Here is a 14997-nt window from a genome sequence, read left to right on the forward strand (position 1 = left end):
ACATGTCGGAGCAAGTGGAACAGAAGGACAACGGCGAGAGCACCTTCACAGTCATCGTCGCCGCCGTCGCCAACCTCGGGATCGCGCTTGCCAAAGCCGTCGCCGGTGTCATCAGCGGCTCCAGCGCCATGCTCTCCGAAGCGGCGCACTCCGTGGCCGACACCGTCACCGAGCTGATGCTGCTCGTCTCCCTGAAGGCCAGTGACAGACCGGCCGACGAGGAGCATCCGCTCGGCTACGGAGGCGCCCGCTACATCTGGGCGCTGCTCGCCTCCGTCGCCACGTTCGTCGGCGGCGGTGTCTTCGCCGTCTACGACGGCATCCACACCCTCACCCACGGGGAGGAGCCGGGCGACCCCCTCATCTCGTACATCGTGCTCGCCGTCGCCTTCCTCCTGGAGGGCTACTCGCTGCGCACCGGACTCAAGCAGGCGCGCGGCGAGGCCGACCGCTTCGGAGTGCACCTCAAGCGCTATCTGCGCCACACCCCCGACACCGCGGTCAAGGCCGTCGTGATGGAGGACTCGGCGGCGCTCGCGGGCCTCGTGCTCGCCGCGGCCGGGCTGCTCGGCGGACAGCTCACCGGGTCCGGCGTGTGGGACGGCGTCGCCTCGCTCTGCATCGGCGTGCTGCTCGTGTACGTCGCCTGGGTCCTCGGGCACGCCAACTCCGAGCTGCTCATCGGGCGTCCGCTGCCGCCGGAGATGCGGGCCGCGGTCCGCGCCGAACTGCTCGCCGACCCGCACGTCGTGGACGTACTGGAACTGACCACGCTCCTCCAGGGACCCAACGAGGCGCTGGTCGCCGCGAAGGTCGACTTCCGGGACGTGTCGACGGCAGGGGACATCGAGCGCGCCTGCGACCGGATGGCGCAGCGCCTTCAGGAGCGCTTCCCCGCCGTCCGGCGGGTCTACCTGGACCCGACGCCGGGCCCGGCTCAGGACGCGGGCGTCAGCCCCGCCGCGTCGAGCAGATAGGCCGTCAGCGGGTCGTAGTGGCGCGGGCTCGTGACGTGGTCGTCGAGCGGCACGGTCACCTGCACGGTGCCCTCGGCCTCGCCGATGAACAGCGCCGGGTCGTTGCAGTCCGCGTACCCCACGGAGTCCAGGCCTCGCTGGCCCGCGCGCCCCGCCCAGCCGTGGTCGGCGACGACGAGGTCGGGCTGCGGGCGGCCCTCGCGCTCCAAGCCGTCCAGGATGGCGTTCATCGGCTCGGGGGAGTGGGTGTGCCACAGCGTGGCGCCGCGCTCCAGCACCGCCACGTCCGCGAACTGGAACACCATGCCCTCGTCGGCCATCAGGCCCTCGGGGATCACGACGATCTCGCAGCCCGCCGCGCGGAGGGCCGCGGCCGTCGCCCGGTGGACGTCGAGCAGCCCTCCGGGGTGGCCGGTCGCGAAAAGCACGCTCTCCTTGCCGGCGGCGGCCTTGCGCAGGCGCGCCGCCATCCGCTCCAGGGCGTCGACCGTCAGCTCCGGGTCGATGGTGTCCTGGCCGTGCCGGTACTGCGGGTCGTCGATGACGCCGCAGCGCTCCGCCATCACCGCGAGGACGTCCTGCTCGTCGGTCCACCGGTCGCCGAGCTCCAGACCGAGCCAGTAGTGACGGTCGCCGTTCGCGAGCTTCCTGTAGTGGCTGAGGTTGTTGTCACGGGGCGTGGCGACGTCACCCGCGATGCGGGTGCGGACAAGATGGTCGACGAGCGCGGCACGGCTGGGTATCGGCATGCGTCCCATTCTGCCGTCGGTGACGGTCCCGCGGTGGGCCGTCCCGCACCCCGGACCTGTGACCTCTGCCCCTTTGGCCTCAGGAGGAACGACTCAGCGCGAACCACAGCTCCATGCGGACGTCCGGGTCGTCCAGGTCCGCGCCGAGCAGGGTCGCGCAGCGCGTGATCCGCTGCCGGACCGTGTTGCGGTGGACGGACAGGGCCACCGCCGTGCGGTCCCAACTGCCGTGCAGGGAGAGCCAGGTGCGCAGGGTGGTGGTCAGTGCCTCGTTCCCGGCCAGGGGGGCGAGCAGCACGCGCGCGTGGGCGTCGGCCTCTTCGGGGGCGAGCAGGGCGGCGAGGCCGTTCTCGTGGTGGCGTACGAGAGGCTGCCGGGTGGCCTCCGCGCGGCGCAGGGCACGGGACGCGCGGGCGTCGGCCGCGGGCAGGTCGCCGGGCGCCGCAGGGGCGGCGACGCCCAGCGTCCAGCCGTCCGTCGCGGTCACCTCGTGGCCCGCGGGGACGAGGAGGCGTACGACGTCGTCCCGCGGGTCGACCAGGCCGGTGCCCAGCGCCGCGGCGAGGGCGGCCGCGGCCAGCGGGGTGCGCTCCCCGCGCGCGTGGACCACGGTCCACAGCTCGCTCCCCAGGAGAGGGCCGGTCTCCTCCGGGGGCGCCCCGAGGAGCAGCCGCACCAGCGCCGCCGAGCGGGCCGCCTCGGAGGCGCCCTGGTGTTCGCCGGTGAGCAGCGAGAGCAGGACGACCGCCGCCCCCGCGATGGTGTGGTCGCCCGGCTCGCGGCGCTCGGTGGCGACCCCGAGCGCGAAGCCGCGGCCGCCGCCCAGGGCATAGGCGGCCAGGTGGGTGGCCTCCACCGTGTCGGCGGCGGACGCGGGGGCGGCGGGCGCGGGGCGCCGCACGACCTCGGTCAGCTCCCGCAGCGCGGCGCGCGCGGCGTCCCGCGCCTGACCCGCCGCCTGCAGCTCCGCCCCGTCCGGCCCGTACAGCACCGCGGCCCCGCCGAGCCTGGCCGCCAGCTGCCGCAGCACGGCAGGCACCGGGTCGGGCCGTGCCGCGGCCGTGGCGAGGCCCTGCTGCGCCTCCGTGACCCGGCGCAGCTCCGCGTGCCTGGCCTCGGCCATCAGCCGCCACACGGCCCGCGCGACCCCGCTGAAGGTGGTCCGCGGCGGGACCTCGACGAGCGGCAGGCCGTACCGGTCGCAGGCCTCGGCGAGGGCGCGCGGCACCGTGTCGTGCACGGGCGCGACGCCGAAGCCGAGGGCGGCGCCGCCCGCCGCGAGGATCCGGGCCACGTAGTCGTCGAGGTAGGCGGCCGAGCCCGCCGGGTCCGTGAGGTGCACGCCCGCGGTGAGGAGCAGCTCGCCGCCGAGCAGGTACGGGTACGGGTCGGCCATCTCCGAGGTGTGCACCCACTGCACGGCCGTGCCCGCGGTCCGCGCGTCGGGGCCCGCGACCTGGCGCAGGCCGAGGTCCTCGCGGGCGAGCAGCGCGGCGAGCGGGACGGGCGGGGTGGGAGGTGCCGTGGGGTCGGCCATGGTGGACGTTCCATCCGTCTGGGGCGCGGAGAGTGGAGGAAACGTACACTTCAGCGTTGCTTTCCGGCCACTTAAGGTCGTGCCGACCGCAGGCCTCGGGTACGGGCGGATGTCCCCGCGGCCGGTCCTCACCCCCATCTGCACGACACGCCACCGAGGTGCGCGAAGGAGGCCTCCCTTATGGCCGTCGACTACACAGTGATCGTCGTCTATCTCGCCGGGATGCTGGCCATGGGCTGGTGGGGCATGCGCCGCGCCAAGTCCAAAGCCGAGTTCCTGGTCGCCGGGCGCCGCCTCGGGCCGTGGATGTACTCCGGGACCATGGCCGCCATCGTCCTCGGCGGCGCCTCCACCATCGGCGGCGTCGGCCTCGGCTACCAGTACGGGCTCTCCGGCGCCTGGATGGTCTTCACCATCGGCCTCGGGCTCCTCGCGCTGAGCGTGTTCTTCTCCGCCCGCATCGCCCGCCTGAAGGTGTACACCGTCTCCGAGATGCTCGACCTGCGCTACGGAGGGCGCGCGGGCGTCATCTCCGGAGTGGTCATGTGGGCGTACACGCTGATGCTCGCGGTCACCTCGACCATCGCGTACGCCACGATCTTCGACGTCCTGTTCGACATGAACCGCACGGTCGCGATCGTCCTCGGCGGCTCGATCGTCGTCGCCTACTCCACGCTCGGCGGCATGTGGTCCATCACGCTCACCGACATGGTGCAGTTCGTGGTGAAGACGATCGGCGTGCTGCTGCTCCTGCTGCCCATCGCGGTCGTCAAGGCGGGCGGCTTCGGCGAGATGAAGGAGAAGCTGCCCACCGAGTACTTCGACCCGCTGGGCATCGGCGGCGAGACGATCTTCACGTACGTGCTGATCTATACGTTCGGCATGCTCATCGGGCAGGACATCTGGCAGCGCGTCTTCACCGCACGCAGCGACAAGGTCGCCCGCTACGGAGGCACCGTCGCCGGCACGTACTGCCTGGTCTACGCCGTCGCGGGCGCCGTCATCGGCACCGCCGCCAAGGTCATGTACCCGAAGCTGCCCAGCGCCGACGCGGCCTTCGCGACCATCGTCAAGGACGAACTCCCCATGGGCGTGCGCGGCCTCGTCCTCGCCGCCGCGCTCGCCGCCGTCATGTCGACGTCCTCCGGAGCGCTCATCGCCTGCGCGACCGTCGCCAACAACGACATCTGGTCGCGGCTGCGCGGCGCGGTCACCAAGGGCGGCGACGAGCCGCACGACGAGGTCAAGGGCAACCGCGCCTTCATCCTCGTCATGGGCGTCGGCGTGATCGTCATCGCCATCGCGCTCAACGACGTCGTCGAGGCCCTGACCGTCGCCTACAACCTCCTCGTCGGCGGGCTGCTCGTGCCGATCCTCGGCGGTCTGCTGTGGCGCCGGGGCACCGCGGCCGGCGCGCTCGCCGCCGTCGCCGCGGGCGGCCTGTCCGTCATCGGGCTCATGGCGGGGTACGGGATCCTCGCCAACGAACCCGTCTACTACGGCCTGCTGACCTCACTCGCCGTTTACGTAGTGGTCTCTTTCGCGACGAAGCCCACCGACGCCGCGGTCCTCGCCGCCTGGCGCGAACGCCTCGCAGGGCGCGGCGCCGACCCCGAGCCCGAGACCGAACCGACCCCCGTACCTCAGTAAAGTCAGAAAGCGCCCACAAAGCGCACCGAAGCGTAAAAAGGAAGGCACTCCACCCCATGAGCAGCAACGAGACGCCCCGCGGCCCCGTCGACTCCTCCCGCATCCCCCGGTACGCGGGCCCGGCGACGTACGCCCGGCTGCCCCGCCTCGACGAGGTCGGCGGCAAGGCGGACGTCGCGGTGGTCGGCGTGCCCTTCGACTCCGGCGTCTCGTACCGCCCCGGCGCCCGCTTCGGCGGCAACGCGATCCGCGAGGCCTCCCGCCTCCTGCGCCCCTACAACCCGGCGCAGGACGCCTCGCCGTTCGCGCTCGCGCAGGTCGCCGACGCGGGCGACATAGCGGCCAACCCGTTCAACATCAACGAGGCCGTGGAGACCATCGAGGCCGCCGCCGACGACCTCCTCGGCACCGGCGCCCGCATGATGACCCTCGGCGGCGACCACACCATCGCGCTGCCACTGCTCCGCTCGGTCGCCAAGAAGCACGGCCCGGTCGCGCTGCTCCACTTCGACGCGCACCTGGACACCTGGGCCACCTACTTCGGCGCCGAGTACACGCACGGCACGCCGTTCCGCCGCGCCGTCGAGGAGGGCATCCTCGACACCGAGGCGCTCTCCCACGTCGGCACGCGCGGCCCGCTGTACGGCAAGAAGGACCTCACCGACGACGAGAAGATGGGCTTCGGCATCGTCACCTCGGCGGACATCTACCGGCGCGGCGCCGACGAGGTCGCCGACCAGCTCCGCCAGCGCATCGGCGACCGCCCGCTCTACATCTCCATCGACATCGACTGCCTCGACCCGGCCCACGCGCCCGGCACCGGCACCCCCGAGGCGGGCGGCATGACCTCCCGCGAGCTCCTGGAGATCCTGCGCGGCCTCTCCTCCTGCAACCTCGTCTCCGCGGACGTCGTCGAGGTCGCCCCGGCCTACGACCACGCCGAGATCACGGCGGTGGCGGCCTCCCACACGGCGTACGAACTGACGACGATCATGAGCAGGCAGATCGCGGCCGGCCGCGCCGCCGGTGCGGAGCAGAACGCGAAGTGACCACGCCGTAAGGCTGTCGGGCACCACAGCACGCCGGGCCGTACGCGGCCCGGCGGCCGGAGCGCACGCCGGGCCGGAGCCCGGCGAGAAGGAGAAGACGCCGCATGACCCACGACCACGACCTGGTGCTGCGCCCCACGCCGCGCCAGACCGAGGCCGCCCTGAACCCGCCCGCCGGGCGCAACGGCGGCGACCTCGTCGTCGAGACCCTCGCGGGACTCGGCGCGACCACCGTCTTCGGCCTGCCCGGCCAGCACGCGCTCGGCATGTTCGACGCGCTGCGGCGCTCCTCGCTCTCGTACGTCGGCTTCCGCGTCGAGAACAACACGGGGTTCGCGGCGGACGCGTACGGCCGCATCACCGGCGAGGTCGCCCCGCTGCTGCTCTCCACCGGGCCCGGCGCGCTCACCTCGCTCGCCGCGCTCCAGGAGGCGGCCGCGGGCTCCTCGCCGGTCCTCGCGATCGGCAGCCAGGTGCCGGTGGCCGGGCTCGGCGGCGGACGCCACGGCTATCTGCACGAGCTCCGCGACCAGCAGGCGTCCTTCCGCGACATCGTGAAGTCCGTCCACACGGTCCGCACGGCCTCGCAGATCCCGTCCGCCGTCGCGGCGGCCTGGGAGTCGGCGCTGACGGCCCCGCACGGTCCCGTCTGGGTGGAGATCCCGCAGGACGTGCTGCTCGCCGAGACGACGCTGCCGGTCGTCACGGCGATGGACGCGACCCCGGAGGAGGTCGTGCCGCGCCCCGAGCTGACCGCCGTCGCCGCCGATCTGCTGTCGCGCGCCGAGCGGCCCGCGATCATCGCGGGCGGCGGTGTCGTGCGCTCGGACGCGAGCGGCAAGCTGCTCGCGCTCGCCGAGCTGATCAACGCCCCTGTCGTCACCACCTTCGGCGGCAAGGGCGCCTTCCCCTGGGAGCACCCGCTCTCGCTCCAGTCGTGGCTGGAGGACCGGCACACCACGGACTTCCTGGAGGACGCGGACGTCCTGCTGGTGGTCGGCTCCGGGCTCGGCGAGCTCTCCTCGAACTACCACACGTTCACGCCGCGCGGCCGGGTCATCCAGATCGAGGCGGACGCCGGGAAGCTGGAGTCCAACCACCCCGGGCTCGGCATCCACGCGGACGCGCGGATCGCGCTCTCCGCGCTCCTGGAGACGATCGAGACGCCCAGGGAGGACGCCGAGGCCCCCGAGCGGGTGTCCGCCGTGCTCGGCAAGGTCCGCGAGCGGATCGCCGCGCAGGACCTCACTCTGGAGCAGCAGGTCCTCGCCGCCGTCCGCGACGCACTCCCCGACGCGTCCCCGTCCTTCTGGGACATGACGATCCTCGCGTACTGGGCGTGGTCGGCCTTCGACGCGCGGCGCCCGAACACCATGCACTCGGCGCAGGGCGCGGGCGGCCTCGGCTATGGCTTTCCGGCGGCGCTCGGCGCGGCCGTCGCGGACCCCTCCCACCCGGTCCTCGCCGTCTCCGGCGACGGCGGCGCGATGTACTCGATCGCGGAGCTGGCCACGGCGAAGCAGTACGACCTGCCGGTGACGTGGCTGATCGTCGACGACGGCGGCTACGGCATCCTGCGCGAGTACATGTCCGACGCCTTCGGCGAGGCGACCGGCACGGAGCTGACGCGGCCCGACTTCGTCGGGCTCGCGGAGTCCTTCGGTGTGCCGGGCGTCCGCACGACCCCGGAGACGCTCCGGGACGACCTGGCGAAGGCGCTGGCCGAGCCGGGGCCTTCGGTCGTGGTGCTGCCGGCGGTGCTCCGGATGTTCGCGCCGACGCATCTGGGCTGACCGGCCGAGAGCTTGACCGGCCCAGATTTTCATATAAGTCATACAACCCTTCACCGGTGCCGGTGAGTCATGTGAAGCGAGCGCGTCGGGGGACGCGCTTGTACGGGCCCCGAGGGTCTTGTACAGACCCAAGGGGATGGGAAGAACTCCATGACTCACCCGGTATCCGGGATATCCCGGCGCGCCCGCGTGCTCTCGGCGGGACTCGCCGCCGGAGTGCTCGTACCGCTCGGCACGGCCGTCACCGCGACGCCCGCCGTCGCCGCGCCGGCACCCACGGTCACCTGCACCTCCGCGCAGGCCGGCCTGGCCGCCAAGCTCACCAAGGACATCACCGCCGCGCTGAAGAACCGCAAGGGCACCGTCGCGGTCGGCCTCCACGACCGCACCACCGACACCACCTGCACCCTGCGGGCGGGCACCTCGTTCGACTCGGCGAGCGTCGTCAAGACGACGGTCCTCGCGGCACTCCTGTGGGACGCGAAGAAGACCGAGCGGAAGCTGACCGAGCGTGAGTCGGACCTCGCGCACGCCATGATCACCACCTCGGACAACGCGGCGACCAGCACGCTCTGGCGCCAGCTCGGCACGGGGAAGATCAAGGAGTTCCTCAAGGCCGCCAAGATGACGAAGACCGTGCCGGGGGCCGACGGCTACTGGGGCCTGACCAGGATCAACGCGGCCGACGAACAGAAGCTCCTGGCGCTGATCACCGCGAAGAACTCCGTCCTGAGCGACAACGCCCGCGCCTACATCCTCAAACTCATGAACAAGGTCGTCTCCTCGCAGCGCTGGGGCACCCCGGCGGGCGCCCCGTCCGCCGTCAAGATCCACGTGAAGAACGGCTGGCTGCAGCGGTCGACCCACGGCTGGCGGGTGCACAGCATCGGCGCGTTCAAGGGCGGCGGCCACGACTACACGATCTCTGTGCTCACGCACGGCAACAGCACGATGAACTATGGCGTCGCCACGATTCAGGGCGTGGCCAAGGCCATCCACAAGGACCTGGCGCCGAGGGTCTCGGCGGCGAGCAGGTACACCCCGACCGATACGCCGAAGGAGGCGTTCGTGGCGGTGCCCGGCAACTGAGTGCTTCGCTGCGGGCCCGTCGTGGCTGACGGGACGCGGGTTTGTTGCGGCGGGATGAAATCCGCTCCACGCGGTGTTGGTGCCTTCCGGCAGAGCAGACGACCGGGAGGCACCGAGTGACAGAGCAACGGGGATGGGCGCGACGGCTTACCGGATACGCGTGGCGGTATCCGAAGGACGTCGTGCTCGCGCTCGGCTCCTCGCTCGGCGGCATGGCCGTCATGGCCCTCGTGCCGCTGATCACCAAGGTGATCATCGACGACGTCATAGGCCAGGACGGCCAGGGCGGCAGCCGGTCCATGGGGCCCTGGGCCGGCGCGCTCATCGGCGCCGCCGTCGTCGTCTACGTCCTCACCTACATCCGCCGCTACTACGGCGGCCGCCTCGCCCTCGACGTCCAGCACGACCTGCGGACCGAGATGTACGGCACGATCACCAGGCTCGACGGACGGCGGCAGGACGAGCTGTCCACCGGGCAGGTCGTGGGGCGGGCGACGAGCGACCTCCAGCTCATCCAGGGCCTGCTCTTCATGCTGCCGATGACCATCGGCAACATCCTGCTCTTCGTGATCTCCCTCGTGATCATGGCGTGGCTCTCCCTGCCGCTCACCCTCGTCGCCCTCGCCGTCGCCCCCGCCCTCTGGTTCATCGCCCGCCGCTCCCGCTCCCGGCTGCACCCCGCCACCTGGTACGCGCAGGCCCAGGCCGCCGCCGTCGCCGGAGTGGTCGACGGCGCCGTCAGCGGCGTACGCGTCGTGAAGGGCTTCGGGCAGGAGGACCAGGAGACCGGGAAGCTCAGGGAGGTCGGGCGCAAGCTGTTCGCGGGGCGGCTGCGGACCATCCGCCTCAACGCCCGCTACACACCCGCCCTCCAGGCCGTCCCCATGCTCGGCCAGGTCGCCATGCTCGCCGTCGGCGGCTGGCTCGCGGTCGAGGGGGACATCACCCTCGGCACGTTCGTCGCCTTCTCCACCTACCTCGCCCAGCTCGTCGGACCCGTGCGCATGCTCGCCATGGTCCTCACCGTCGGCCAGCAGGCCCGCGCGGGCGTCGAGCGCGTCCTCGAACTCATCGACACCGAGCCGAGCATGCAGGACGGGACGAAGGAGTTGCCCGCCGACGCCCCCGCCACCGTCGAGTTCGACGACGTCGGCTTCGCCTATGAGGATGACCGACCCGTCCTCGGCGGGCTCTCCTTCGAGATCCGCCCCGGCGAGACCCTCGCCGTCGTCGGCTCCTCCGGAAGCGGCAAGTCCACCGTCTCGCTGCTCCTGCCCCGCTTCTACGACGTGTCGCACGGCGCCGTCCTCATCGGCGGCCACGACGTGCGCGAGCTGACCCTCGACTCCCTGCGGTCCGCCATCGGGCTCGTCCCCGAGGACTCCTTCCTCTTCTCCGACACCGTCGGCGCCAACATCGCCTACGGCCACCCGGACGCCACCCGCGAAGAGATCGAGACCGCCGCCCGCGCCGCCCAGGCCCACGGATTCATATCCGAGCTGCCCGAGGGGTACGACACCAAGGTCGGCGAGCAGGGCCTCACCCTCTCCGGCGGCCAGCGCCAGCGCATCGCGCTCGCCCGCGCCATCCTCACCGACCCCCGCCTCCTCGTCCTCGACGACGCCACATCGGCGGTCGACGCGCGCGTGGAGCACGAGATCCACGAGGCGCTGCGCAGCGTCATGGCGGGGCGCACCACTCTCCTCATCGCCCACCGCCGCTCCACCCTCAACCTCGCGGACCGCATCGCCGTCCTCGACGGAGGGCGCCTCGCCGACCTCGGCACGCACGACGAGCTGGAGGAGCGCTCCGCCCTCTACCGGCGGCTGCTCACCGACCCCGACGAGCTGGGCGGCGTCTCGCCCGGCCACGCCCTCCCGGCCGACCTGCCCGAGGACACCTCCGTACGCGACGAGCTGGACGCCGAGTTCGACGCGGAGCGCGGCATCACGCCCGCGCTGTGGACCGGCGACCGGGAGCCGAAGGACACCACCCTCGCCGGGATGCCGTCCACGCCCGAACTCCTCGCCCAGGTCGAGGCGCTGCCCCCGGCCACCGACACCCCCGGCATCGACGAGGCGCGGGCCGTCACGCCCGAGGAGTCGTACGGCCTGCGCAGACTGCTCGGCGGATTCGGGGTGCCGCTCCTGTTCAGCCTGCTGCTCGTCGCCGTCGACGCGGGCGTGGGGCTGCTGCTTCCCGTCCTGATCCGGCACGGCATCGACGAGGGTGTCAACGAACTCGCGCTCGGCGCCGTCTGGGCCGCGGCCGGGCTCGCGCTCGCCGCCGTCGCCGTGCAGTGGGTGGCGCAGACCGGTGAGATGCGGATGACGGGACGGACCGGCGAGCGGGTGCTCTACTCGCTCAGGCTGAAGATCTTCTCGCAGCTCCAGCGGCTCGGACTCGACTATTACGAACGCGAGTTGACCGGGCGCATCATGACCCGGATGACGACCGACGTCGACGCGCTGTCCACGTTCCTGCAGACCGGACTCGTCACCGCGTTCGTCTCCGTCGTCACCTTCTTCGGCATCATGGCCGCCCTGCTCGTCATCGACGTGGAGCTCGCCCTCGTCGTCTTCGCGACGCTGCCGCTGCTGATCGTCGGCACGTACTTCTTCCGCAAGGCCAGCGTGAAGGCGTACGAACTGGCCCGTGAGCGCGTGTCCGTCGTCAACGGCGACCTCCAGGAGTCCGTCGCCGGGCTGCGCATCGTGCAGGCCTTCCGGCGCGAGCGCGCGGGCGCCGAGCGGTTCGCGAAGAACAGCGACAGCTACCGGCAGGCCCGCATCCGCGGCCAGTGGCTGATCTCCGTGTACTTCCCGTTCGTGCAGTTCCTGTCGTCCGTCGCCGTCGTCGCCGTACTGATCGTCGGCGCGGGCCGGGTCGAGGCGGGCACGCTCACGACCGGCGCGCTCGTCGCCTACCTCCTCTACATCGATCTGTTCTTCGCGCCCGTGCAGCAGCTGTCGCAGGTCTTCGACGGCTACCAGCAGGCGTCCGTCTCGCTGGGCCGCATCCAGGAACTGCTCCAGGAGCCCACGTCGACACAGGCCGCGAAGGAGCCGCTGGAGGTGCTCTCGCTGCGTGGCGAGATCGCCTTCGAGGACGTCGACTTCGCGTACGCGGCCACCGGCGAGGGCGACCCCGAGGAGGCGCTCAGCGACGTGCGCCTGCGGATACCCGCGGGGCAGACCGTCGCCTTCGTCGGCGAGACCGGCGCGGGCAAGTCGACGCTCGTGAAGCTCGTCGCCCGCTTCTACGACCCCACCGGCGGCCGCGTCACGGTCGACGGCACGGACCTCCGCTCCCTCGACCTCACCTCGTACCGCCACCGCCTCGGTGTCGTGCCGCAGGAGGCGTACCTCTTCGCCGGCACGGTCCGCGACGCCATCGCCTACGGCCGTCCCGACGCCACCGACGCCGAGGTCGAGGCGGCCGCCCGCGCGGTCGGCGCGCACGACATGATCGCCACCCTGGAGGGCGGCTACCTCCACGAGGTGAGCGAGCGGGGCCGCAACCTCTCCGCCGGGCAGCGCCAGCTGATCGCGCTGGCCCGCGCCGAGCTGGTCGACCCCGACATCCTGCTCCTCGACGAGGCGACGGCCGCGCTCGACCTCGCCACGGAGGCGCAGGTCAACCAGGCCACCGACCGCATCGCGGGCAAGCGCACGACCCTGGTCGTCGCCCACCGGCTGACCACGGCGGCCCGCGCCGACCGGGTCGTCGTCATGGACCACGGCCGGGTCGCGGAGGACGGCACGCACGAGGAGCTCCTCGCGCTGGACGGGCGGTACGCGCGCCTGTGGCGGACGTTCGTGGGGGAGCCGGCCGAAGCGGTCTGAGCGGGCCGGCGGACCGCGCGCGGGACGGCACCGGAAAAGGTGGGGGTTCCCCGCAACCGGAACGGTCCGGGCTGCGTCCGTACACCAGTACGCTGAGGCAGGAGTGGCGGGAGGGGCAACCGTGAGCAGTGAGCGGAGCAGTGGCCGGATACGACGGCGGCTGACGCTCGGCACCGCCGTGCTCGCCGCCGCAGTGCTCCTCGCCCTCGCGGGCCCCGGCACCGCCTCCGCGGAGGCGGTGAACGGCCTCTGCGCGGGCCGCAAGGTGCGCACGCTCCCCTTCAGCACCGGCCGGGTCGACGTCTTCAAGACCCGCGGTTACGTCTGCGCCGTCGCCTTCGCCAAGCGCACCGGCACCCGCAAGACGATGTCCGTCAGCGTCCAGGCCCGCGGCAGCAGGCCCGCGCGCGACAAGGGCCGGTACTCCCACCACGCGGGCCCGGTCACGGTCCACGCGGGCCACCGCTGCGTGTGGGTGAAGGGGAAGATCGGCGGCCACGGGGTCAGTTCGGGCTGGATTCTCTGCTGATCCCCTTGGACGGAGTGCAACTCCCTCTGGTGTGGACCCAGTTGCTTCGTTAGGTTCCGGGGCATCGCTGTGTCGACAGGGGAGGGTGCATGCGCAAGACGCTCAGATGGGTGCTGTCGCTCGTGGTGCTGATAGGCACGGTGGGCGCGGCCGGAGCGACGTCCGGAGCGGCCACCGCCGCAGAACCGGCCACGACCGACAGTGCGCACAGCACTGACATCAAGGACAGACTGCTCGCCATACCCGGCATGAGCCTGATCGAGGAGAAGCCGTACCCCGGCTACCGCTTCTTCGTACTCAACTACACCCAGCCGGTCGACCACCGGCGCCCGTCCAAGGGCACCTTCAAGCAGCGCCTCACCGTGCTGCACAAGGACACCAGCCGCCCCACGGTCTACTACACCAGCGGCTACAGCGTCTCCACGAACCCCGGCCGCCGCGAGCCGACCCAGATCGTCGACGGCAACCAGGTCTCCATGGAGTATCGATTCTTCACGCCGTCGCGCCCCGACCCCGCCGACTGGTCGAAGCTCGACATCTGGCAGGCCGCCACCGACCAGCACCGCATCCATCAGGCGCTCAAGCCCATCTACGGCAAGAAGTGGCTGGCCACCGGCATCTCCAAGGGCGGCATGACCGCGACGTACTACGAGCGCTTCTACCCGCGCGACATGGCGGGCATCGTCGCCTACGTAGCGCCCAATGACGTCGTCGACAAGGAGGACTCGGCCTACGACGAGTTCCTCGCGGAGGTCGGCACCAAGGAGTGCCGCGACCGGATCCAGGCCGTGCAGCGCGAGGCCATGGTGCGCAGGGAGCCGCTGTCGGCGAAGCTCGCCGCGTACGCGGAGGCGGAGGGCTACACCTTCCGGACCATCGGCACGCTGGACAAGGCCTTCGAAGCCGTCGTCATGGACCTGGTGTGGGGCTTCTGGCAGTACCAGCCCGCCGCCACCGCCTGCGGAAAGATCCCGGACGCGGCCACCATGACCGACCAGGCCCTCTTCGACTACGTCGACTCGGTGGGCGGCTGGTCCTCCTACACCGACCAGGGCCTCGCCCCCTACACGCCGTACTACTACCAGGCGGGCACCGAACTCGGCGCGCCCACCATCCAGCAGCCCTGGCTCGGCGACCTGAGCCGGTACGGCTACCAGCCGCCGCGGAACTTCGTGCCGCGCGAGATCCCGATGAGGTTCAAGCCGCACGCGATGCGGGACGTCGACCGCTGGGTGCGGCACAACGCGCACCGGATGATGTACGTGTACGGCGAGTACGACCCGTACGGCGCCGAGCAGTTCCGCCCCGCGCGGGGCGCCAAGCACGACAGTTACGTCTTCACCGCGCCCGGCGCCAACCACGGGGCGACCGTGGCGCAGCTCGTCGCCGACCAGAAGGCGAAGGCCACACAGCGGATCCAGACGTGGGCCGGGGTGCCCTCCGACTCCGGGAAGCCGCTGGCCGCGTACGACAAGAAGCTCGACCGGCGTGACGTGCGGGAGGAGCGGACGCTGCGGCCGTAGCGGTCGGAACCTTGTGACAGCGGTACGGCTGCAACAGCCGTACCGCTGCTACAGCCGTACCGCGCAGCCCACGGGGCGATTCCCGTCCAGGGTCACGTAGAGCCGCGTGGCGGCGGGGCACGCGGCGCGGTCCGCCACCGCCGACGTCACGAGGTACTCCGGACGCCGCTTGCCCGAACCGTCACAGGCCGTCTCCCACACCTCGCCGCGCGACGACCCGCGCGACCGCCCGTTCACTGGCGCACGAGACCTCCGT

At 71.9% G+C, this 14997-nt stretch carries 11 protein-coding genes; 8 read left to right on the forward strand and 3 right to left on the reverse strand.

The window, feature by feature from the left end; all coding sequences use genetic code 11:
• The first annotated feature begins 2 nt into the window (after positions 1–2).
• The gene (locus ACZ56E_RS25060; RefSeq protein ID WP_471217449.1) at positions 3–977 is read left to right on the forward strand and encodes a cation diffusion facilitator family transporter; all 975 of its coding nucleotides are present in this window, start codon (positions 3–5) and stop codon (positions 975–977) included.
• Here ACZ56E_RS25060 and ACZ56E_RS25065 read toward each other — a convergent pair.
• Positions 938–1726, reverse strand: coding sequence for a phosphatase (locus ACZ56E_RS25065; protein ID WP_398297981.1), 789 nt, complete (start codon positions 1724–1726; stop codon positions 938–940). The two genes, ACZ56E_RS25060 and ACZ56E_RS25065, sit on opposite strands and share 40 nt — an antisense overlap.
• A 79-nt stretch (positions 1727–1805) precedes the next feature.
• A complete protein-coding gene (locus tag ACZ56E_RS25070; RefSeq protein ID WP_471217451.1) occupies positions 1806–3263 on the reverse strand; it encodes a PucR family transcriptional regulator in 1458 nt (485 codons plus the stop codon).
• A gap of 180 nt (positions 3264–3443) precedes the next feature.
• On the opposite strand from ACZ56E_RS25070, the gene ACZ56E_RS25075 reads away from it, so the two are divergent.
• The 7 genes from ACZ56E_RS25075 (at position 3444) to ACZ56E_RS25105 (ending at position 14741) form a co-directional block, all read left to right on the forward strand.
• Positions 3444–4913: a sodium:solute symporter family protein gene (locus tag ACZ56E_RS25075; protein ID WP_471217453.1), complete on the forward strand. Its 1470-nt coding sequence runs from the start codon at positions 3444–3446 to the stop codon at positions 4911–4913.
• A 56-nt stretch (positions 4914–4969) separates the two neighbouring features.
• Positions 4970–5962, forward strand: coding sequence for an agmatinase (gene speB, locus ACZ56E_RS25080; RefSeq protein ID WP_471217455.1), 993 nt, complete (start codon positions 4970–4972; stop codon positions 5960–5962).
• A 104-nt stretch (positions 5963–6066) separates the two neighbouring features.
• The gene (locus ACZ56E_RS25085; protein ID WP_471217456.1) at positions 6067–7755 is read left to right on the forward strand and encodes a thiamine pyrophosphate-binding protein; all 1689 of its coding nucleotides are present in this window, start codon (positions 6067–6069) and stop codon (positions 7753–7755) included.
• A gap of 150 nt (positions 7756–7905) precedes the next feature.
• Positions 7906–8844, forward strand: a complete 939-nt coding sequence (locus ACZ56E_RS25090; protein ID WP_471217457.1) for a serine hydrolase — start codon at positions 7906–7908, stop codon at positions 8842–8844.
• Positions 8845–8960: 116 nt separating this feature from the next.
• On the forward strand, positions 8961–12689 hold the full coding sequence (locus tag ACZ56E_RS25095; protein ID WP_471217459.1) for an ABC transporter ATP-binding protein: 3729 nt from the start codon (positions 8961–8963) through the stop codon (positions 12687–12689).
• Positions 12690–12810: 121 nt separating this feature from the next.
• A complete protein-coding gene (locus ACZ56E_RS25100; protein WP_468601332.1) occupies positions 12811–13218 on the forward strand; it encodes a hypothetical protein in 408 nt (135 codons plus the stop codon).
• 89 nt (positions 13219–13307) lie between these two features.
• The gene (locus ACZ56E_RS25105) at positions 13308–14741 is read left to right on the forward strand and encodes an aminopeptidase (protein ID WP_471217461.1); all 1434 of its coding nucleotides are present in this window, start codon (positions 13308–13310) and stop codon (positions 14739–14741) included.
• A 48-nt stretch (positions 14742–14789) separates the two neighbouring features.
• Here the strand turns inward: ACZ56E_RS25105 and ACZ56E_RS25110 are convergent, their stop codons facing one another.
• A complete protein-coding gene (locus ACZ56E_RS25110; protein WP_471217463.1) occupies positions 14790–14978 on the reverse strand; it encodes a hypothetical protein in 189 nt (62 codons plus the stop codon).
• Positions 14979–14997 lie beyond the last annotated feature (19 nt).

Source organism: Streptomyces sp. NPDC039480, assembly GCF_055597165.1.

Coding starts and splice junctions, on each gene's coding strand:
- ACZ56E_RS25105 (WP_471217461.1), top strand. CDS start 13,308: ATGCGCAAGACGCTCAGATGGGTGCTGTCGCTCGTGGTGCTGATAGGC.
- ACZ56E_RS25085 (WP_471217456.1), top strand. CDS start 6,067: ATGACCCACGACCACGACCTGGTGCTGCGCCCCACGCCGCGCCAGACC.
- ACZ56E_RS25060 (WP_471217449.1), top strand. CDS start 3: ATGTCGGAGCAAGTGGAACAGAAGGACAACGGCGAGAGCACCTTCACA.
- ACZ56E_RS25065 (WP_398297981.1), bottom strand. CDS start 1,726: ATGCCGATACCCAGCCGTGCCGCGCTCGTCGACCATCTTGTCCGCACC.
- ACZ56E_RS25070 (WP_471217451.1), bottom strand. CDS start 3,263: ATGGCCGACCCCACGGCACCTCCCACCCCGCCCGTCCCGCTCGCCGCG.
- ACZ56E_RS25075 (WP_471217453.1), top strand. CDS start 3,444: ATGGCCGTCGACTACACAGTGATCGTCGTCTATCTCGCCGGGATGCTG.
- speB (WP_471217455.1), top strand. CDS start 4,970: ATGAGCAGCAACGAGACGCCCCGCGGCCCCGTCGACTCCTCCCGCATC.
- ACZ56E_RS25090 (WP_471217457.1), top strand. CDS start 7,906: ATGACTCACCCGGTATCCGGGATATCCCGGCGCGCCCGCGTGCTCTCG.